This window comes from Thiohalobacter sp. COW1 (genome assembly GCF_016629505.1).
Classification (GTDB): domain Bacteria; phylum Pseudomonadota; class Gammaproteobacteria; order Thiohalobacterales; family Thiohalobacteraceae; genus Thiohalobacter; species Thiohalobacter thiocyanaticus_A.
Genome location: NZ_AP024239.1, coordinates 2,505,887 through 2,525,482, shown reverse-complemented (window position 1 = coordinate 2,525,482; position 19,596 = coordinate 2,505,887). Strand labels below are relative to the sequence as shown.

Sequence of the window (19,596 nt, the reverse complement as noted above, 5' to 3'; positions counted from 1 at the left end):
CAGAGGGCGCAGAGGCGCGGAGGCGCAGAGTGAAAAAATGTATGAGGTCGGTTGGCATATTCGGGTCTGGCTCATGGTGCTGAACGGCATGGAGCGGTTGCTCCACATTAATATTCTCTGCGTCTCCGCGCCTCTGCGCCCTCTGCGTTGATGTCGCCGAAGCATAAACGTCATTCCCCGTCGCAGTCGTTGTCCTGCACGTACTTCTGCGCCTCGGCCAGGTCGAGGGTGCCCTCGTACAGGGCGCGGCCGATGATCGCGCCCATGATGCCCTCGTCGGCCACCTCGCACAGGCGTTTGATGTCGTCGATGTTGGTCACGCCGCCGGAGGCGATGACCGGGATGGTGATGGACTGGGCGAGCTTGACGGTGGCGTCGACGTTGACACCCTCCATCATGCCGTCACGGCTGATGTCGGTATAGACGATGGCCTCGACGCCGTCGCGCTCGAAGCGCTGTGCCATGTCGATCACATCATGGTTGGACAGCTTGGACCAGCCGTCGATGGCCACCTTGCCGTCGCGCGCATCCAGGCCGACGATGATGTGACCGGGGAATTCCATGCACAGGTCGTTGATGAAGTGCGGGGTGCTGACCGCCTTGGTGCCGATGATCACGTACTGCACGCCGGCGTCGAGATAGGTCTGCACGGTGTCCTCGTCGCGGATGCCGCCGCCGACCTGGATCGGCAGTTCGGGGAAGCGCTCGGCAATGCGCTGGATCACGCTGGCGTTGACCGGTTGACCGGCAAAGGCGCCGTTGAGATCGACCAGGTGCAGGCGCCGGGCGCCGGCGTCCACCCAGCGCTGGGCGACCTCGACCGGGTCCTCGGAAAATACCGTGGCGTCCTCCATCCGGCCCTGACGCAGGCGCACGCACTGGCCGTCCTTGAGATCGATGGCGGGTATCAACAACATGGTAAGCGTCCCCTGATTATGCGGTGTTGTTGTGTTTGAAATTGGACGACGTCATTTCCGTGCCGGCCTGCGCCGACGGGCTCCGGTGGGAATCCATAAACCGATGTGGCCACTGGATCCCCGCCTGCGCGGGGATGACGATGTTTTCGGTGTTGCAGCCGGATTTTCAGACCGCGGTGTAAAGGCACAGTCGTTCCTTCAGTTTCCATCCCAGCGCAGAAAATTGGCCAGCAGCTGCAGCCCGGCGTGCTGGCTCTTTTCCGGGTGGAATTGCACGGCAAACAGATTGGCATGGGCCACGGCGGATGTGAAGTCGATGCCGTAGGTGCAGACTCCGGCCCGATCTTCCGCGCGTGCCGGAGTGACGTAGTAGCTGTGCACGAAATAGAAGCGCTCGTCCTGGTCGATGCCCTGCCACAGAGGGTGATCGCTGTGGTGGACGGCGTTCCAGCCCATGTGGGGGACCTTGAGCGCGGCGCCGGTCAGCGGGTCGGGCATGTCAGCGGGGAAGCGGGTGACGCGGCCCGGGATCAGGCCCAGGCAGTCGGTGCCGCCGTTCTCCGCGGAATGCTCCATCAGGGCCTGCATGCCGAGACAGACGCCGAGCAGCGGCCGGCTGACCGCCACCTCGCGGATGACGTCGTCCAGGCCGGTACGTCGCAGTTCCTCCATGCAGTGGCCGATGGCGCCCACGCCGGGGAAGATGACCCGGTCGGCGTCGAGGATACGCGCCGGGTCGGCGCTGATCCGGATGCGGGTGTCGGCGCCCACATGCTCCACCGCCTTGGCGATGGAATGCAGGTTGCCCATTCCGTAATCGATGATGGCGAGGCTGTTCATGGTCGGCTCGGGGTCGGGATGCTGCGCCCGGACAGGCTGTATCTCAGGCTCAGAGGCTGCCCTTGGTGGATGGGATCTGGTCCGCCATGCGCGGATCGGCCTCCAGCGCCATGCGCAGTGCCCGGCCGAAGGCCTTGAACACCGTCTCGGCGATGTGGTGGGCGTTTCTGCCGCGCAGACAATCGATGTGCAGGGTGGCCGGCACATGGTTGACGAAGCCCTGGAAGAACTCGTGGAACAGGTCGGCATCGAAGTCGCCGATATGGCTGCGGGGGAACTCGACCTGGTATTCCAGCCCCGGGCGGCCGGAGAAGTCGATCACCACGCGCGAGAGCGCTTCATCCAGCGGCACGTAGGCGTGGCCGTAGCGGCGGATGCCGCGCTTGTCGCCCAGCGCCTGGCGAAAGGCCTGGCCCAGGGTGATGCCGATGTCCTCGACCGTGTGGTGGGCGTCGATGTGCAGGTCGCCCTCGGCCTGGATGTCGAGGTCGATCAGTCCGTGCCGGGCCACCTGATCCAGCATGTGCTCCAGGAAGGGGATGCCGGTCTCCAGCCGGCTTTCGCCGGTGCCGTCCAGGTTGACCCTGACCTGAATGCGGGTTTCCAGGGTGTCGCGTCTGAGTTCGCTCTGCCTCGCCATGCGGGTTCTCTAACTGGGCAATCCATAACAGAAAAAGATGTGTAAGCCTGCATCCTAGCAGGACTTCTCCCGCAGGACCATGCCTGTTGCCGGCACCTTTCGCCGCTGCGGGCTGGCGCAGACCACCGATATATACTACACGTTTGTTAAATCACGCATCAGTTTATTGATTTGCATCAAGCGATCTGGTCAAATCCTATCGATATGTGCCATCGGCAAATCCGTTGTGCGCACAGGCGCTGCGAGCCACGCAATAGTATGCCAGTAATAGCTTGTTTTAAAAGGGTTTTTACGTGCGGCCGAACAGGTGTTGCGAAGGATCGGCGGATGGACAGAGTGTAGGGGCAAACCAGTTATGAGCGTACCGGAATCCGGAGTGATCAGCCTGAAGCGCCTGCAGACGGCGTGTGAATCCTGCAGCCTGTTCCAGTTGTGCCTGCCGCTGGAACTGGCGCACGCTGACCTGGAGGAGCTCGATCACATCATCAAGCAGCGCCGGCCGCTGCAGCGCGGCGAGTACCTGTTCCAGATGGGCAACGAGTTCCGCGCCGTCTATGCCATCCGTTCCGGCTCGATCAAGACCTTCACCACCACTGACGGCGGCGAGGAGCAGGTTACCGGTTTTCACCTGCCCAGCGAACTGGTGGGGCTGGACGCCATCACCACCGGCAACCATCCCTGCTCGGCCCGCGCGTTGGAGACCACCAGCGTGTGCGAGATCCCCTTCGATCGCCTGGAGGAACTGGGCAGCCGCATCCCCGGTCTGCAGCGTCAGTTGCTGCGCATCATGAGCCACGAGATCCTGACCGAGCAGGACACCATGATCTGGCTGGGCAAGAAATCCGCCGAGGCGCGCCTGGCCGCGCTGCTGCTGCGGTTTTCCAGCCGCTTCAAGGCGCGCAAGTTCTCCGCCTCCGATTTCAACCTGAGCATGTCCCGCACCGACATCGCCAACTACCTCGGCCTGGCGGTGGAAACGGTCAGCCGCCTGTTCTCGCGCTTTCAGAGCGAGGGCCTGCTGGAAGTCGACCGCAAGCATGTCCTGATCAAGGACATGGGCGCCCTGGAGCGCATGGCGGGCGCCGACCACCACAACTGAATACCTGAGTCTTTACCTCGCCTTTCCGCCGACCGCCCGAGCCGTCGGTTCTGCCTGATTGTTGACATGGGTCATTGTCCCTGCTGCCCGCTCACAGCACAGTAGCGACTGTGTCATATCCCGCACCCCGCGGCGGCGTGCCGCCGCTGGACCGGAGTGAACACAGCCTGCAGTGCCAGGAATGAACGGCGTCCAGGCGCCGTTCAGCTTCCCAATTCGTGACGGTAAAGCAGAGGTTGACTCATGGATACTTCGACCACCTACAACTATAAGGTCGTACGCCAGTTCGCCATCATGACGGTCGTCTGGGGCATCGTCGGCATGCTGGTCGGCGTGGTGATTGCCGCGCAGCTGGTCTGGCCGCAGCTCAATTTCGACATCCCCTGGCTGACCTACAGCCGCTTGCGGCCGCTGCATACCAATGCGGTGATCTTCGCCTTCGGCGGCTCGGCCCTGTTTGCGACCTCATACTATGTGGTGCAGCGCACCTGCCAGGCGCGGCTGTTCTCCAACGGCCTGGCGGCCTTCACCTTCTGGGGCTGGCAGGTCGTGATCGTCGCCGCCGCCATCACCCTGCCGCTGGGCATTACCGCCAGTAAGGAGTACGCCGAACTGGAGTGGCCCATCGATCTGTTGATCACGCTGGTATGGGTTGCCTATGCCGTGGTCTTCTTCGGCACCATCGTCAAGCGCCGGGTCAAGCACATCTATGTGGCCAACTGGTTTTACGGCGCCTTCATCCTGACGATTGCGGTGTTGCACGTGGTCAACAGTGCCGCGCTGCCCGTGACGGCGACCAAATCCTACTCGGTCTATCCGGGCGCGATCGACGCCATGGTGCAGTGGTGGTACGGCCACAATGCGGTGGGTTTCTTCCTCACCGCCGGCTTTCTCGGCATGATGTACTACTTCGTGCCCAAGCAGGCCAACCGCCCGGTCTATTCCTATCGCCTGTCGGTGGTCCACTTCTGGGCGCTGATCTCGACCTACATGTGGGCCGGTCCGCACCACCTGCACTACACGGCGCTGCCGGACTGGGCCCAGTCGCTGGGCATGGTGTTCTCGCTGATCCTGCTTGCGCCCAGCTGGGGCGGCATGATCAACGGCATCATGACCCTGTCCGGCGCCTGGCACAAACTGCGCACCGACCCCATCCTGAAATTCCTGATCGTCTCCCTGTCCTTCTACGGCATGTCGACCTTCGAAGGGCCGATGATGTCGATCAAGACGGTCAACGCCCTGTCCCACTACACCGACTGGACCATCGGCCACGTGCATTCGGGTGCGTTGGGCTGGGTGGCCATGGTGTCGATCGGCTCGCTGTACTTCCTCATTCCGCGCCTGTTCGGGCGTGAGCAGATGCATTCGATCAAGTTGATTGATGTGCACTTCTGGGTGGCCACTATCGGCGTGGTGCTCTACATCGTCGCCATGTGGATCGCCGGCATCATGCAGGGCCTGATGTGGCGTGCGGTGAATGCAGACGGCACCCTGACCTACAGCTTCGTCGAGTCGCTGGAGGCCATGTATCCCTACTACTTCGTGCGACTGCTCGGTGGGGTGGTGTTCCTGTCCGGCATGCTGATCATGGCCTACAACGTGATCAGGACCATCAGGGGCAACAAGCCGGTCGAAGCCGCCATTCCGCAGACCGCCTGAGGAGGATACGTCATGAGTCATGAAGTCGTTGAAAAGAATGTCGGCCTGATGGCGATCCTGGTGCTGCTGGTGATCAGCGTCGGCGGCCTGGTGGAAATCGTGCCCCTGTTCTTCCTCAAGAGCACCACCGAACCGGTGGAGGGGCTCGAGCCCTACACGCCGCTGCAGCTGGAAGGCCGTGACATCTATGTGCGCGAGGGCTGCTACGTCTGCCATTCGCAGATGATCCGCCCCTTCCGCGCCGAGACCGAACGCTACGGCCACTACTCGGTGGCCGGGGAGTTCGTCTACGACCGTCCCTTCCAGTGGGGCTCCAAGCGCACCGGCCCGGACCTGGCCCGTGTCGGCGGCCGCTACTCCGATGACTGGCACCGGGTGCATCTGATCAATCCGCGCGACGTGGTACCGGAGTCCAACATGCCGGGCTTCCCCTGGCTGGAGGAGAACGTCCTCGACGGCGCCCACACCGCCAGGAAGATGGAGGTGCTGCGGACCCTGGGCACGCCCTATACCGACGAGCAGATCGCCGGTGCCGAGGCCGCGGTCAAGGGCAGGACCGAGATGGAGGCCCTGATCGCCTACCTGCAGAACCTCGGTACCGCGCTCAAGACCCGGAGGTGAGCACGATGGAATTCGATATCAACACAGTACGATCGATCTTCACTGTCCTGGTCTTCGTCGCCTTCATCGGCGTCTGGATCTGGGCCTGGAGCAGCAAGCGCAAACCCGATTTCGACGAGGCGGCCAATCTGCCCTTCGCCGAGGACGATAACCCTGTGCGTGCAGGCAATAAGAAGGAATCGACCCATGGGTGACTTCACATTCTCGAGCGATTTCTGGAGTTGGTGGGTGATCGTGCTCACCGTCGGCAACATCCTGGGCTGCTGGTGGCTGATCGTCTGGACCATGAAGAAACGCGCCGGCGAGGCCGCCAGCGGCGATGTGACCCACCACACCTGGGACGAGACACTGCAGGAGTACAACAATCCGCTGCCGCGCTGGTGGCTGTGGCTGTTCTACATCACCCTGGTGTTCGCCGTCATCTACCTGGTGCTGTACCCCGGGCTGGGCAAATTCCGCGGCGTACTGGGCTGGACCGGCGAGGTGCGCTACGAGAAGGAAATGGCGCAGGCCGAGGCCAAATACGGTCCCATCTTCGCCAATTACGCCGAGCAGGAGATCCCGGCACTGGCGGCCGACGAGGAGGCGGTGCGCACCGGCCGGCGGCTGTTCCTGAATTACTGTGCCACCTGTCACGGCTCGGATGCCCGCGGCTTTCCCGGGTTTCCCAACCTGACCGACGACGCCTGGCTCTTCGGCGGTGACCCGGCCAGCATCAAGACCAGTATCCTGAACGGCCGCGGTGGCCAGGGTCTGATGATGGCCTGGGAGGGGCAGCTGGGCGAGCAGGGCGTCGATGAAGTGACCGAGTACGTCCTGCAGATCAACGGCCGCGAGGTGAACACGGAGCTGGCCCGGAAAGGCCAGCAGCATTACCAGCAGATGTGCGTGTCCTGCCATGGCATCGAAGGCAAGGGCAACCAGGCGCTGGGTGCGCCGGACCTGACCGATGCCGCCTGGCTCTATGGCGGTTCGCCGGGCACCATCCGCGAGAGCATCGCCAAGGGGCGCAATGGCAGGATGCCGGCCCACAAGGACTTCCTCGGAGAGGACAAGGTGCATCTGCTGGCGGCCTACGTCTACAGCCTGTCGAACTGAGTAGCGCCAGAACTGTCAGCGGCGGGCCCCGGGCGGCCCGCCGCTGGCGTTTGCGGCCGGGAAAACCCGGATTCAGCGCAGGGATTTAAGTCCGCCGGCGCGGCCGTTTTTGCCCCAGATCAGGGTCCTGTCATACGCCGGGCGCTATAGTAGTCGTTATTCTGGAATGCACCACGGATTGAACCGATGAGCCAGAGCGCGCCGACACCGAACGACCGCGAGGTCGAAAACGTCCTCTATCAGAAACGCCAGAAGGTCTATCCGCGCGAGGTGCACGGCCTGTTCGCCCGCCTGCGGGTGGCCGGCGTGCTGGTGCTGCTCGGCCTGTACTATTTCGTTCCCTGGCTCACATACGATGGCCATCAGGCCGTGTTGTTCGACCTGCCGGCGCGCAAATTCCATATCTTCGGACTGGTGTTCTGGCCGCAGGATTTCTTCTACCTGGCCATGCTGCTGGTCATCGCCGCCCTGTCGCTGTTCTTCTTCACCGCGCTGGCGGGCCGGCTCTGGTGCGGCTACGCCTGCCCGCAGACGGTGTGGACCGAGGTCTTCCTGTGGATGGAGCGCAAGATCGAGGGCGATCGGCCCCGGCAGATGAAGCTGGACAAATCGCCGCTCAACTTCAGAAAATTCCGCATCAAGGCCACCAAGCACGCCGCCTGGATCGCCTTCGCCGCCTGGACCGGTTTCACCTTCGTCGGCTTCTTCACCCCCATCCGCGAACTGGGTGCCTCGCTGATGAATTTCTCCCTCGGTCCCTGGGAGACCTTCTGGATCCTGTTCTACAGCTTCGCCACCTACGGCAATGCCGGCTGGCTGCGCGAGCAGGTCTGTATCTACATGTGCCCATATGCGCGCTTTCAGAGCGCGATGTTCGACAAGGACACCCTGATCATCTCCTATGACGAAAGCCGGGGCGAGCCGCGCGGATCACGCAAGCGCAGCGAGGATCGGGCCGGGAAGGGGCTGGGCGACTGCATCGACTGCACGATGTGCGTGCAGGTCTGTCCCACCGGCATCGACATCCGCAACGGCCTGCAGTACCAGTGCATCGGCTGCGCGGCCTGCATCGATGCCTGCAACGACGTGATGGACAAGATGGATTATCCGCGCGGCCTGATTCGCTATACCACCGAGAACCGGCTCGAAGGCAGGCCTACTCACGTGCTGCGCCCGCGCACCCTGGTCTATGGGTTCATTCTGCTTGCCCTGCTGGCAGGTCTGATATATGCCATCGCCAACCGGGTGCCGGTGGATCTGAACATCATCCGCGACCGCAATGCGCTGTATCGCGAGACGCCCATGGGGCTGGTGGAGAACATCTATACGCTCAAGCTGATCAATATGGACGAGCATGCGCACAGCTATCAACTGACGATCGAAGGTCTGGAGCAGGCGGAACTGGTCTACCGGGAGGATGCGCTCAAGGTGCCCGCGGGCGCGGTGGCCGAACTGCTGGTGCAGGTCCGGATCGATCCGGTGCATCTAGACCGGCCCAGCAACGAGATATTCTTCGTCCTGGAGTCACTGGAAAACCCGGACATCCGCATCCGTCAGTCCGGACGCTTCCTCGGTCCCTAGCGGAAACTCGATATGAACACGCCCTGGTACAAGCAATTCTGGCCCTGGTTCCTGATCTCCCTGCCGCTGTCGGCCGTGATCGGCGGCATTGCCACCCTGATCATCGCCATGCACAGCCCCAATGCCATGGTGGTGGACGACTATTACAAGGAGGGGCTGGCCATCAACGAGATCCTGGCGCAGGAGCGGGCGGCGGCTGAACTGGGGTTGTCCGGCCTGCTGCGGTATGCGCCCGGAGCCGACGATGTCCGGCTGGAATTGATGTCGCCGAACGCCGATGCCGTGCCCGAGTATCTCGAACTGCTGCTGGTGCATCCCACTCTGGCCGATAAGGATCAGTCGCTTAGGCTCGAAGCAGCGGTGCGCGGCCGGTATCTGGCGGCCATGCCGGAACTGTCTCCCGGCAACTGGCATCTGATTGTGTCGCCGCCGGATGGAAGCTGGCGCTTGACGGGCCGGATGGTCCTGCCGCAAGGTGGTCAGGCGAGGCTGACCCCGGGCGTCTGAAACAACGCACCACGGGCCACCATGTTAGTGCGGTTGATCGCGGCGAGCCCGTGTCCGGGAAGGCCGCGCGCACCGCGCATAACGATATAAAAAAGCCGTAGGAGGTGTGGTATGTCGAACGAGATACCTCTGGTCCAACGTGTTATCTCCATTCTGTGGCCGTCGTTCCTGACGTCCTCCCTGGCCACGATCCTGTTCTTCACCGCCTTCGATCCCCTGTATCTGCTGGCGGGGACGGCGTTGGCGGAGTTGAGTCGGATGGGTGCCTATACGCTCGGATTCTTCCTGTTCTGGGGGCTGACGACGCTGACCAGCGGGCTGACCTGCTATTTCAGTCAGCCCTGCGATGAGAATCGCCGGCGCACCCGGGGCGGGCACGACGATGGTCTGAGCAGCGCGCTCTAGAGTTCAGCTGCGGATGCCCACTCCGCGGTTGAGCAGCATGAGCGCAAACCCGTACAGCCCCGCGATGAAGCCGAGGATGATGGCGTAGGAAACATAGATGTTGATGTCGCTCACGCCCAGCAGGCCGTAGCGAAAGGCGTTGATCATGTACAGGATCGGGTTGACCAGTGACACCCCCTGCCAGAATTCGGGCAGCATCTCGATGGTGTAGAAGATCCCGCCCAGGTAGGTCAGGGGCGTGAGCACGAAGGTCGGGATGATGGAGATGTCGTCGAAGCTCTTGGCGAAGACTCCGTTGATCAGCCCGGCGAGGGCGAACAGGATCGAGGTCAGTACCACGACCGTGACGCTCACGAACAGATTGTGCACCTGAACGTCGCTGAAGAAGAAGGCGGTGGCTGTCACCGCACTGCCCACCACCAGGCCGCGGGCCACGCCGCCGGCCACGAAACCGCTCAGGATCAGATGGTTGGGAATGGGCGAGACCAGCATTTCCTCGATGTGGCGCTGGAACTTGGAGCCATAGAAGGACGAGACCACGTTGGCGTAGGAGTTGGTGATCACCGCCATCATGATCAGCCCCGGCACGATGTAGTCCATGTAGCGATAGCCTTCCATGTCGCCGATCTGGGAACCGATCAGGTTGCCGAAGATGACGAAGTACAGCGCCGTGGTGATCACCGGCGGCAGTACCGTCTGGATCCAGATGCGGATGAAGCGCAGGAATTCCTTGATCAGGATCGTCTTGAAGGCCGTGTACTTCTCGCCCGGCGTCATCCGGCGGCTCCCTTGTGGCGATGGTTGCTCTTGTCGTCCACCAGGTCCAGGAACAGCTGTTCCAGCCGGTTGCTCTTGTTGCGCATGCTGAGCACCTCGATACCGTACCTGCTGAGTTCCGTGAACAGGCCGTTGAGGCTGCACTCGCGCGAGATGTCCGCTTCCAGTGTACTGGGGTCGACCTGGCGCACCCGGTAGCCCGCCAGCGGCGGCACTGCGTCGATGGACTCACGCAGGTCCAGTACAAAGGTTTCGGTGTGCAGCTTGTTCAGCAGCACCTTCATGTTGGTGTTCTCGATGATCTCGCCGTCGTCGATGATGGCGATGTTGCGGCACAGGCTCTCGGCCTCTTCCAGATAGTGGGTAGTGAGGATGATGGTGGTGCCCTGCTCGTTGATGCGCCGCAGATACTCCCACATGGAGCGGCGGATCTCGATGTCCACTCCCGCGGTGGGCTCATCCAGGATCAGCAGCCGCGGCCGGTGGACCAGGGCGCGAGCGATCATCAGCCGGCGCTTCATGCCGCCGGAGAGGTTGCGCGCCATGACCCGGCGCTTGTCCCACAGACCCAGTTCCTTCAGGTACTGCTCGGCCCGCTCGAAGGCCAGCGTGCGCGGGATGCCGTAATAGCCGGCCTGATTGACCACCACCTCGACCACCGGCTCGAACATGTTGAAATTGAATTCCTGCGGCACCAGGCCGAGGCAACTCTTGGCCGCGGCCTGGTCGGTATCCAGGTCGTGGCCGAATACCCGTACCGACCCGCTGGTCTTGTTGGTCAGCGAAGCGATGATGCCGATGGCGGTGGATTTGCCGGCCCCGTTGGGTCCGAGCAGGGCGAAGAAATCACCCTCGGCGACATCCAGATCAATGCCCTTGAGGGCGATCGGGCCGTTGGGATAGGTTTTCCTCAGCTGTCGGATGGTCAGTGCCTGGGTCATGACAGATGTTGTTGCCGGCCGGAAAACGTGAGAGTTTACAACCCGAGGGCGGGACAGGGCCACAAACCGGGCACTCGCGGCGGGATTCAGGCGGGATTCAGACAGTCCGGGCTAGATTGGTCCCATGTCGGCGGCCCGAACGGACGACAATACCGAGACGAACAGGTTTCTCATTTCATGAAAATCAGCCAATTCCTCGCGCCCGCGCTGCTGGGCCTGCTGCTGATGGCTCACACCGTTCCGGTCCCGGCGCAGCCGCCGCACGACGGTGACGAAACGGTCCGCCAGGGCAGTGGCGACGCCGGGCTGGATCGGGCCGTGGCCGAGGTCGAGCGGCGCACCGGCGGCCGGGTGCTGTCGGCCCGGCGGGTCGAGCGCGACGGCCGCTCCGCCTACCGTATCAAGCTGCTCACCCGCGACGGCCACGTGCGGGTGATCTGGCAGGACGCCGCCGGTCGATGAAGGCGCTGGTGATCGAGGACGAGGCCGCCCTGCGCGAACAGCTCGGCGCCAGTCTGCGCGAGCAGGGCTATGCCGTCGATGCCGCCGGTGACGGCGAGGAGGGCCTGTACCTGGCGCGTGAGTATTCCCCCGACATCGCCATCATCGACCTGGGCCTGCCGGGCGTAGCCGGAGTCGAGGTGATCCGCCGCCTGCGGGCCGAGGGCGCGGGTCTGCCCATCCTGATTCTGACCGCGCGCGGGCGCTGGCAGGACAAGGTCGAGGGTCTGGAGGCCGGTGCCGACGACTACCTGGTCAAACCCTTCGAGACCGAGGAGCTGCTGGCCCGGCTGCGTGCCCTGCTGCGGCGCAGCGGCGGCTGGAGCCAGGCGCAGCTGCGCTGCGGGGCGGTGACGCTGGACCCGGCCGCCCAGCAGGTGGCGGTCGACGACCGTCCGGTTGAGCTGACCGCCTATGAGTACCGTCTGCTGCACTATCTGATGCTGCACGCCGGCAAGGTGATGTCCAAGACCGAGTTGACCGAGCACATCTACGAGCAGGACTTCGACCGCGACAGCAACACCATCGAGGTCTTCATCGGCCGGCTGCGGCGCAAGCTGGATCCGGACGGCACCCTGCAGCCCATCGAGACGGTGCGCGGGCGCGGTTACCGGCTGGCGCTGGCGCGCGAGGCATGAATTCGCTCAAGGCCCGGCTGGTCCTGGCCGGGGTGATGATCCTTGCCGCCTTTCTCGGCCTGACCGGCCTGGCCCTGGACCAGGCCTTCCAGGCCAGCGCCCGGGAAGGGGTGCGGGCCAAGCTGCAGGCCCAGGTCTACGGCCTGCTCGGGGCGCTGGAACTGGATGCCGGCGGCCGGGTGCAGATGCCCGACCAGTATCCCGACCAGCGTCTGCAGCAGCCCGGCTCCGGCAGCTATGCCCAGGTGATCGCCGCCGGCCCCGGTCAGTCCGCCGCACCGGTCTGGTCCTCGCGTTCCCTGTTGGGCCGCGAACTGGGCTATCACCATGTCCCGCTGGATTCCGGCCAGATCCATTTCGAGCGTACCGCCCTCGGCCGGGACGGTCTGTTCGAACTGCGTTTCGGCGTGGTGTGGGAATACGCCCCGGCCAGGAGCCGCGAACTGGTACTGCGGGTGCTGGAGTCGGATGCGGCATACCGCGGCCAGCTGTGGCAGTTCCGGCGCAGTCTGGTGCTGTGGCTGGGCGTTGCCGGCGCCATCCTGCTGCTGATGCAGGTGCTGGTGCTGCAGTGGGGGCTGCGTCCGCTGCGGCGCATCCCGGCCGATCTGCAGCGCATCCACGCCGGTGAGGCCGAGGCCCTGGGGGGGCACTATCCCCACGAACTGCGCCCGTTGACCGAGAACCTCAACGAATTCATCCGCGCCGAACGTACCCGCGGGCAGCGCTACCGCGACGCCATGGCCGATCTTGCCCACAGTCTCAAGACCCCGCTGGCCGTGATCCGCGGCGCGGTGGGCCAGTCCCGGGAAGCGGAGCTGAACCAGGTGATCGGTGAGCAGACCGCGCGCATGCAGGAGATCGTCGATTATCAGCTGCAGCGTGCCGCCCTGGCCGGACGCGGCGGTCTGCGTAAACGGGTGAACCTGTACACCACGCTGCAGCGGATCACGGATTCGCTGAGCAAGGTCTACGCTGACAAGCAGCTTGACTTCGAACTCCGGGTCGATCCGGCACAGGAACTGGCGATCGAGGTCGGTGACCTGATGGAACTGCTCGGCAACCTGCTGGACAACGCCTGCAAGTGGGCCGTCGCCCGGGTGCGGGTGAGTGCCGGGATCGACGCTGCCGAACTGTGGCTGAGTGTCGAGGACGACGGACCGGGTATCGGCGCGGCCGACCGTGTCCGCATCCTGCAGCGCGGGGTGCGGGCAGACGAGGCCGCTCCCGGGCACGGCATCGGCCTGGCCATGGTCCGGGATATCGTTCAGGCCTATGGCGGCCGGCTGGAAATCGACGCCAGTGCGGAACTGGGCGGGGCCCGGCTGGTGCTGGTGCTGCCGCGCAAGGCGTGAATTCGACTGCGCTGGAGCGGATCCGGCGAGGGTCAGGAACCCCTCTCCATCAACTCGTCGAGCCGGCCCTCCATGTGCAGTTCGGTGAGGTCGGCGAAACCGCCGATCCATTCCCCGTCGACGGTGAACTGGGGTACCATGCGGGCCCCCTGGGTGATGCGGCTGAACTCGCGCAGCGCGGCGGGATCGCCGTCGATGCGGATCTCGTCATAGGCGATGCCCCATTTTGCGAGCAGCGCCTTGGATTTATCGCAGATCGGGCAGTGCCCGGTGCTGTATACTGTCAGCCTTGCCATCGGGTCGTTCTCCAGGATTCAACTGTTCAGTTTGCCGCAGGCACCACCGCATGTCGACCAGTACCGCCGCCGTCCAGTCCGCCGTAATGACCGTGGCCGAGCTCGGGGCCACCGCCCTGGCCGGGCTGCTGCAACGCTATGGCCTGGCGCCGGTCCCGGTGGCGGCGGGAGATGAGATCCCGGGCAGTTTCTGGGGCGAATCCGAGGCCGGCCTGATCGGCAATCGGCTGTATATCCGCTCCGATACCCCGGTGCATTCGGCCCTGCACGAGGCCTGTCACTACATCTGCATGGACAGCGACCGGCGCAGCGGCCTGCACACGGACGCCGGCGGTGACTACGCCGAGGAGGATGCCGTGTGCTATCTCCAGGTACTGCTCGCCGTTCGGCTGCCCGGTGTCGGCCGTGACCGTCTGCTGGCCGACATGGATGCCTGGGGCTACAGCTTCCGGCTGGGTTCGGCCCGGCGCTGGTTCGAGACGGATGCCGGGGATGCCCTGGCCTGGCTGCAGCGCGAGCGGCTGGTGGACGCGCACGCAAATCCCACCTGGCAACTGCGGGATGCCGCGGGTTGAGTCTCGCCGTTCAATCCCCATTTCAACGCAGAGGCGCGAAGGCGCAGAGAACGCAAAGTAATTTAAATAGAAACTCTGGCTGATTTCTTTCGTCATCCCGGCGAAGGCCGGGATCCATAGGGAAACAGGCAGATGGGTGCCGGCCTTCGCCGGCATGACGGATTGATCAGAATTTCCAGGATGTTTTTCTGTTTTCTCTGCGCCTTGGCGCCTCTGCGTTGAGGTTTTTTTCAATGTCCAACACCACTTCCAGCACAGGAGAAAACCATGTCCGACGCCCCGAAAGGCCTGATGGAATTCGTCAAGGACGCCAAGTCCCGCATCAAGGAGGTCGACGGCGACCAGCTCGAATCGATGAAGCAGGAGCGCCCCGACCTGATGATCCTTGACGTGCGCGAGTCCAGCGAGCACGAATCGGCCCACATCGAGGGGGCCATGCTGATCCCGCGCGGCATCCTGGAGGCCGCGGCCGATACCCGCTATCCCAAGCATTCCGAGGCCCTGGTCAATGCCCGCAGCCAGCCGGTGGTGGTGTACTGCGCCTCCGGTGGGCGCTCGGCCATGGCCGCCGACACCCTGCAGCAGATGGGCTTTCAGGAGGTCTACAGCCTGGCCGGCGGCATCGAGCAGTGGGAGAAGGACAGCCGCCCCCTGGTGCGCGAGGCGCGTTACGTCTGACCGTTGTATTAAATTCACGAGCCCCTGATTTATTCATGAGATATATCAATTAGTTAATAATATTCTGCGCGTTTCTTCCCCAACCCGCCATCGGCCCCTGCGCCATGGCGGGTTGAGTTTTTCCCCGCCTCGCCGACACAACTCCTGGAGTCACGTAACAACGGATTTTCCATGGCGTTGTGGAGCCTCAAAGGCAGAACCATCCTGGTGGTGGACGACTTTCCCGAGATGCGCTCGATGCTGCGCAGCATGCTCGCGATGTACGGTGCCGATGCGATTGAGCAGGCCCGCAACGGGGAAGAGGCCATCGAGAAGATGCAGGCCCGACCCTTCGAGATCGTGCTGTGCGACTACAACCTGGGCGAGGGCAAAGACGGCCAGCAGGTGCTGGAGGAGGCCAAGCACCGGGACCTGCTGCCCTATGACAGCACCTTCGTGATGGTCACCGCCGAGAACACCTCCGAGATGGTCATGGGGGCACTGGAAGACCAGCCCGACGCCTATCTGTCCAAACCGGTCACCAAGACGGTGCTGCAGGCGCGGCTGAAGAAGCTGCTGGACAAGAAGGCGCAGATGGCGCCGGTGGCAAAGGCGCTGGCGCGTCACGATTACAACCAGGTCATCGCCCTGTGTGATCGCTTCATCGAGCAGGGGACCAAGTTCCGCTACGAACTGCTCAAGCTCAAGACCGACATGCTGCTCAACATCGGCGAGTTCGATCAGGCCGAGGCGCTGGTCACCCGGGTGCTCGACGACCGCGAACTGCCCTGGGCGCGCATGGGGCTGGGCAGGGTCCGGTTTCATCGCCAGGATTACGAAGAGGCGATCGCCACCTTCGACGCGGTGATCGAACAGCAGCGCAATTTCGTCGCGGCCTATGACTGGCGGGCGCGGGCGCTGGAGCGCAAGGGCGATGTGGCCGCGGCGCAGGAAAGCCTGCAGCAGGCAGTCAGTGTCTCGCCCAAGTCGCTGCAGCGCCAGCGCGCGCTGGCCGACATTGCCGATTCCAATCAGGACTACGCCACCACCGAGAAGGCCCGCCGCCAGGCGCTGCGGGTCGGACGCGGGTCGGTGCTGCGTCAGCCCACGGATTACAGCGGCCTGGCCCGGGCCCTGGTCAAGCAGGGCAGCGCGAAGGAAGGGCTCAAGGTGCTGGACCAGCTGCGTCACGAATGCCGGGAGGATCCCCGCACCGGGCTGGTCGCGGCCGTGGCCGAGAGCGGCGTGCAGCAGGCGCTGGGCAACGCAGCGCAGGCCGCCGCCGCGCTGGAATCGGCGCTGGAACTGGCCGCCGGGCAGCCCGAACTGCTCACCGACGCGGTCGGCAACGAGCTGGTTCAGACCTGTCTCGAGCAGGGGCGCACCGAGCAGGCCCACGAGGTGGCGCGCAGCCTGGTCAAGAACAATCACGACGATGAGGATGTGCTCAATCGCCTGTCCATGATCTATCGCGAGGCCGGCCTGGCCGAGGCCGGCGACGACCTCATCCGCAGCACGCGCGAGGAGGTGGTCGAACTCAACAATGAAGGCGTTGCGCTGGTCAACGCCGGCAGGATCGAGGAGTCCATCGACTTCTTCTCCAACGCCGTCGAGGTCATGCCCAACAATGCCGTGTTCAACCTCAATGCCGCGCACTCCCTGATTCTGTTCATGAAGCACAGCGGGCCCAGCCGGGAGCATCTCACCCGCGCGCTGGATTACATCCGGGCCGCCGAGGGTGACGAAATCCATCGCGACTGGCGCAACGACCTCATGCGCGCCTGCCGCAGCATGGCAGGCGCCATCCAGAACGGCTGATACGAGGAACCTGTATGTCCACCGAACCGGAGCCCTATGACTTCTCCCTGATCCTGGCCAACTCCGTGCACGACATGAAGAACTCGGTCGGCATGCTGATCGGGGCGCTGGACGAACTCGGCGGCGAAGCCGCGATCGATGATCCCGCCCTGCGCGACATGAGCAAGCTGCGCTACGAGGCCAAGCGGCTCAATGCCAACCTGATCCAGCTGCTGGCCCTGTACAAGATCAATGAACTCGGTTATGCCCTGAACATCGTCGAGAACGACGTCGAGGAGGTGATCGAGGAGTGCTTTCTCGAGCAGGAGGCCTTCATGGAACTGCAGGGCGTGGTGTTCGAAATGGACTGCGATCCCGAACTGGTCTGGTTCTTCGACCGTGAACTGGTCAGCAGTGTGCTCAACAGCGTGATCAACAACGCCTACCGCTATACCCGCGATCGCATCCGCATCGGCGCCGGAACCGTCGACGGCCGGCTGGCCCTGTTCGTGGAGGACAACGGGCCGGGCTATCCCGATGCCATGCAGGTCAATTCCGCCCCCGATCTGGGTCAGGCGATCGACTTCAAGAGCGGCTCAACCGGCCTGGGGCTGTATTTCACCGCCACCATCGCCCGCATGCACCAGCACAAGGACCGGGAAGGCTATATCGAACTGGCCAATACCGGCATCGACGGCGGCGGGCGCTTTACCCTCTATCTGCCCTGAAAGGGGCCGGGTGCTGGGTTCCGGGTGTGGGATCTGGGATAATAAACAACTCCGGGTAGGATGGGTGGAGCGAAGCGCAACCCATCGTCGGTCCGCATCGATGGGTTGCGGCGCACAGCGCCTTCACCCATCCTACTCTCCAGTGTAATCAGTCCCCAGAGCCTGTATTCATGCCCGACTTCATTCCCCTCAATATCGCCGTACTCACCGTCTCCGACACGCGCAGCGAGGCCGACGACACCTCGGGCCGCGCTCTGGTCGAGCGCCTGGAGGCCGCCGGCCACCGGCTGGCCGCGAAGGCCATCGAGCCCGACGACATCTACCGCATCCGCGCCCGCGTTTCAGGCTGGATCGCCGACCCCGACGTGCATGTCGTGATCACCACCGGCGGCACCGGGGTGACCGGGCGCGACGGCACGCCGGAGGCGATTCAGGTACTGCTGGACAAGGAGATCGAGGGCTTCGGCGAGGTCTTCCGCATGCTCTCCTATGAGGAGATCGGCACCTCCACCCTGCAGTCGCGGGCGCTGGCCGGGGTGGCCAACGCCACCTATGTGTTCTGTCTGCCCGGCTCCAGCGGCGCCTGCCGCACCGGCTGGGACAGGCTGATCCAGCAGCAGCTGGACATCCGCACCCGTCCCTGCAACCTGGCTCAACTCATCCCGCGGCTGCGCGAGTGAGCGGTTCCCAGCCGCCGTCGAAATCCTGCAGATCCACTTCCTGCAGGCGGCGATTGACGTAGAGCTTGTCCAGGGTGTCTGCGGGCAGATCGACCGGGTTGCCGTCGCGGTCCAGGTAACGCCAGTGGCCGTGGCGGACCAGTTCGAACAGGGTCACCATGATGTCGTCGAAGCGGATCCGGTATTCGGTGGCCAGACGACGGAAATCACTGAGCTTGAGCGGGACCTGTTTCTTTCCATACTCGTCCTCGGCCAGGGCGGCGAGGGCGACATCCCATTTCGGCGCTGTGTTGTGTTCTGGCATGCTTGCGGGCTTCGGTTGAGGGTTTGATCAGATCTATCGCACGCCGGCGGGGATTCTTTAGCCGGCGCAGACAGGCGCTGCTTCGAAGAATTCGATTGTCACCATAAATATATTTCGTTGTGCTGGCCGTGCAAAGCGGTTTTACTGCGCCCTTTGTGTCTTGAACCCGTCCCCGTGAACCGGATCAGCTTCGACCCGCTGCGCACCCTGGGCATGCCGCGGCTCGTCCATGTCAAGCCCGAGCATATGTACCGGCATCTGGAGCAGATCCGGGTGGCGGACTGGTTGCTGTTTCCCGCCGCCTGGCAGGTGAATGCCCTGCACTACGGCCTGGGTAGGCGTATCTTTCCCAGCCCGGCGACCTACCACCTGGGCCACAGCAAGGTCGAGATGACCCGGGCCCTGCTGGCCGTGTGTCCGCACAATGTGCCCGAGACCTGGATCGGCGCGGCCCCACCCCGGCCCAGCTCGAGGAGGCGCTGGAGACCCTGAGTCTGCCGCTGGTGGCCAAGGTGCCGCGCTCGGCCCGCGGCGAGGGTGTGCATCTGATCGAAAGCCGGGCGGACCTGCTGGCCTATGCCCGACACAGCGAGGTGCTGTACCTGCAGGAGTATCTGCCCATTACGCGTGATCTGCGCATCGTATACGTCGGCGACCGGGTGGTCAGCGCCTACTGGCGGCAGGCCGCGCCGGGCGTCTTCCATACCAATGTCGCCCGTGGCGGCAGGGTGCATTTCGATGACATACCGGCGGCGGCCATTGCGCTGGTCGAACAGGTCGCGCGTCGGCTCGGGATCGACCATGCCGGCTTCGATGTGGCCGAGGTTCAGGGGTGGTTCTACATTCTGGAGTTCAATCCGCTGTTCGGGCTGGAGGCGCTCAACCGGCAGGGCATCCGCATTGCGCCGCTGATCGAAGACTACCTGCGGCGGGCCGGTGGGCCTGCCGACAGCGACCCGGACGCGCCGCTGGCGGCCTGA

At 63.9% G+C, this 19,596-nt stretch carries 25 protein-coding genes; 18 read left to right on the top strand and 7 right to left on the bottom strand.

The genetic code is table 11. The features are described 5' to 3' along the window. Positions 1–170 precede the first annotated feature (170 nt). The 3 genes from hisA to hisB form a co-directional block, all read right to left on the bottom strand. Entirely contained in the window at positions 171–917 is a 747-nt protein-coding gene (gene hisA, locus COW1_RS11875; RefSeq protein ID WP_201344327.1) for a 1-(5-phosphoribosyl)-5-[(5-phosphoribosylamino)methylideneamino]imidazole-4-carboxamide isomerase, read from the bottom strand. A 198-nt stretch (positions 918–1,115) separates the two neighbouring features. After that, positions 1,116–1,757: an imidazole glycerol phosphate synthase subunit HisH gene (hisH, locus tag COW1_RS11870; RefSeq protein WP_201344326.1), complete on the bottom strand. Its 642-nt coding sequence runs from the start codon at positions 1,755–1,757 to the stop codon at positions 1,116–1,118. A 49-nt stretch (positions 1,758–1,806) separates the two neighbouring features. Continuing rightward, positions 1,807–2,397: an imidazoleglycerol-phosphate dehydratase HisB gene (gene hisB, locus COW1_RS11865; RefSeq protein ID WP_201344325.1), complete on the bottom strand. Its 591-nt coding sequence runs from the start codon at positions 2,395–2,397 to the stop codon at positions 1,807–1,809. Positions 2,398–2,752: 355 nt separating this feature from the next. Between hisB and fnr the strand changes: the two genes are divergently transcribed. The 8 genes from fnr (at position 2,753) to COW1_RS11825 (ending at position 9,367) form a co-directional block, all read left to right on the top strand. Beyond that, complete coding sequence (fnr, locus tag COW1_RS11860; RefSeq protein WP_201344324.1) at positions 2,753–3,496, top strand: fumarate/nitrate reduction transcriptional regulator Fnr; 744 nt, start codon at positions 2,753–2,755, stop codon at positions 3,494–3,496. A 243-nt stretch (positions 3,497–3,739) separates the two neighbouring features. Continuing rightward, the gene (gene ccoN / locus COW1_RS11855) at positions 3,740–5,155 is read left to right on the top strand and encodes a cytochrome-c oxidase, cbb3-type subunit I (RefSeq protein ID WP_201344323.1); all 1,416 of its coding nucleotides are present in this window, start codon (positions 3,740–3,742) and stop codon (positions 5,153–5,155) included. Between the two features lie 12 nt (positions 5,156–5,167). Next, a complete protein-coding gene (gene ccoO / locus COW1_RS11850) occupies positions 5,168–5,776 on the top strand; it encodes a cytochrome-c oxidase, cbb3-type subunit II (RefSeq protein WP_096364191.1) in 609 nt (202 codons plus the stop codon). A 5-nt stretch (positions 5,777–5,781) separates the two neighbouring features. Next, a complete protein-coding gene (locus tag COW1_RS11845) occupies positions 5,782–5,970 on the top strand; it encodes a CcoQ/FixQ family Cbb3-type cytochrome c oxidase assembly chaperone (protein WP_096364193.1) in 189 nt (62 codons plus the stop codon). After that, complete coding sequence (gene ccoP, locus COW1_RS11840; RefSeq protein ID WP_096364195.1) at positions 5,963–6,874, top strand: cytochrome-c oxidase, cbb3-type subunit III; 912 nt, start codon at positions 5,963–5,965, stop codon at positions 6,872–6,874. Before COW1_RS11845 ends, ccoP begins: the two co-directional genes overlap by 8 nt. 186 nt (positions 6,875–7,060) lie before the next feature. Continuing rightward, positions 7,061–8,455 carry a cytochrome c oxidase accessory protein CcoG gene (gene ccoG / locus COW1_RS11835; protein WP_201344322.1) on the top strand — a complete coding sequence of 465 codons (1,395 nt, stop codon included), beginning with the start codon at positions 7,061–7,063 and terminating at the stop codon, positions 8,453–8,455. Positions 8,456–8,467: 12 nt separating this feature from the next. Next, entirely contained in the window at positions 8,468–8,962 is a 495-nt protein-coding gene (locus COW1_RS11830) for a FixH family protein (protein ID WP_096364199.1), read from the top strand. Between the two features lie 111 nt (positions 8,963–9,073). Beyond that, on the top strand, positions 9,074–9,367 hold the full coding sequence (locus COW1_RS11825) for a hypothetical protein (protein WP_178110273.1): 294 nt from the start codon (positions 9,074–9,076) through the stop codon (positions 9,365–9,367). Positions 9,368–9,370: 3 nt separating this feature from the next. Here the strand turns inward: COW1_RS11825 and COW1_RS11820 are convergent, their stop codons facing one another. After that, a complete protein-coding gene (locus COW1_RS11820; protein ID WP_096364201.1) occupies positions 9,371–10,144 on the bottom strand; it encodes an ABC transporter permease in 774 nt (257 codons plus the stop codon). Then, positions 10,141–11,085, bottom strand: coding sequence for an ABC transporter ATP-binding protein (locus COW1_RS11815; RefSeq protein ID WP_201344321.1), 945 nt, complete (start codon positions 11,083–11,085; stop codon positions 10,141–10,143). Before COW1_RS11815 ends, COW1_RS11820 begins: the two co-directional genes overlap by 4 nt. Positions 11,086–11,262: 177 nt before the next feature. On the opposite strand from COW1_RS11815, the gene COW1_RS11810 reads away from it, so the two are divergent. The 3 genes from COW1_RS11810 to COW1_RS11800 are packed head-to-tail and all read left to right on the top strand — an operon-like array spanning position 11,263 to position 13,579. Continuing rightward, positions 11,263–11,547 (top strand): PepSY domain-containing protein, encoded by a 285-nt coding sequence (locus COW1_RS11810; RefSeq protein WP_201344320.1) that lies wholly within the window; start codon positions 11,263–11,265, stop codon positions 11,545–11,547. Next, positions 11,544–12,224, top strand: a complete 681-nt coding sequence (locus COW1_RS11805; RefSeq protein WP_096364207.1) for a response regulator transcription factor — start codon at positions 11,544–11,546, stop codon at positions 12,222–12,224. The genes COW1_RS11810 and COW1_RS11805 overlap by 4 nt, the downstream gene beginning before the upstream one ends. Then, positions 12,221–13,579 carry an ATP-binding protein gene (locus tag COW1_RS11800; RefSeq protein WP_201344319.1) on the top strand — a complete coding sequence of 453 codons (1,359 nt, stop codon included), beginning with the start codon at positions 12,221–12,223 and terminating at the stop codon, positions 13,577–13,579. The genes COW1_RS11805 and COW1_RS11800 overlap by 4 nt, the downstream gene beginning before the upstream one ends. Positions 13,580–13,611: 32 nt before the next feature. On the opposite strand, the gene COW1_RS11795 is transcribed toward COW1_RS11800, so the two are convergent. Continuing rightward, positions 13,612–13,875, bottom strand: coding sequence for a glutaredoxin domain-containing protein (locus COW1_RS11795; protein WP_096364211.1), 264 nt, complete (start codon positions 13,873–13,875; stop codon positions 13,612–13,614). Between the two features lie 50 nt (positions 13,876–13,925). Here COW1_RS11795 and COW1_RS11790 point away from each other — a divergent pair, with 50 nt between their 5' ends. The 5 genes from COW1_RS11790 (at position 13,926) to moaB (ending at position 18,312) form a co-directional block, all read left to right on the top strand. Beyond that, on the top strand, positions 13,926–14,450 hold the full coding sequence (locus COW1_RS11790; protein ID WP_370590866.1) for a hypothetical protein: 525 nt from the start codon (positions 13,926–13,928) through the stop codon (positions 14,448–14,450). 267 nt (positions 14,451–14,717) lie between these two features. Next, positions 14,718–15,128, top strand: coding sequence for a rhodanese-like domain-containing protein (locus tag COW1_RS11785; protein ID WP_201344318.1), 411 nt, complete (start codon positions 14,718–14,720; stop codon positions 15,126–15,128). 171 nt (positions 15,129–15,299) lie between these two features. Then, entirely contained in the window at positions 15,300–16,925 is a 1,626-nt protein-coding gene (locus tag COW1_RS11780; RefSeq protein ID WP_201344317.1) for a tetratricopeptide repeat-containing response regulator, read from the top strand. A gap of 14 nt (positions 16,926–16,939) precedes the next feature. Beyond that, positions 16,940–17,632, top strand: coding sequence for a sensor histidine kinase KdpD (locus COW1_RS11775; protein ID WP_201344316.1), 693 nt, complete (start codon positions 16,940–16,942; stop codon positions 17,630–17,632). A gap of 170 nt (positions 17,633–17,802) precedes the next feature. Continuing rightward, the gene (gene moaB / locus COW1_RS11770) at positions 17,803–18,312 is read left to right on the top strand and encodes a molybdenum cofactor biosynthesis protein B (protein WP_201344315.1); all 510 of its coding nucleotides are present in this window, start codon (positions 17,803–17,805) and stop codon (positions 18,310–18,312) included. Here moaB and COW1_RS11765 read toward each other — a convergent pair. Continuing rightward, positions 18,290–18,616, bottom strand: a complete 327-nt coding sequence (locus COW1_RS11765; protein ID WP_201344314.1) for a hypothetical protein — start codon at positions 18,614–18,616, stop codon at positions 18,290–18,292. The two genes, moaB and COW1_RS11765, sit on opposite strands and share 23 nt — an antisense overlap. A 174-nt stretch (positions 18,617–18,790) precedes the next feature. Here COW1_RS11765 and COW1_RS17080 point away from each other — a divergent pair, with 174 nt between their 5' ends. Together COW1_RS17080 and COW1_RS11760 are read left to right on the top strand one after the other, a co-directional pair. Continuing rightward, complete coding sequence (locus COW1_RS17080; RefSeq protein WP_242466429.1) at positions 18,791–19,108, top strand: hypothetical protein; 318 nt, start codon at positions 18,791–18,793, stop codon at positions 19,106–19,108. Further along, positions 19,030–19,596, top strand: coding sequence for a RimK family alpha-L-glutamate ligase (locus COW1_RS11760; protein WP_242466428.1), 567 nt, complete (start codon positions 19,030–19,032; stop codon positions 19,594–19,596). Before COW1_RS17080 ends, COW1_RS11760 begins: the two co-directional genes overlap by 79 nt.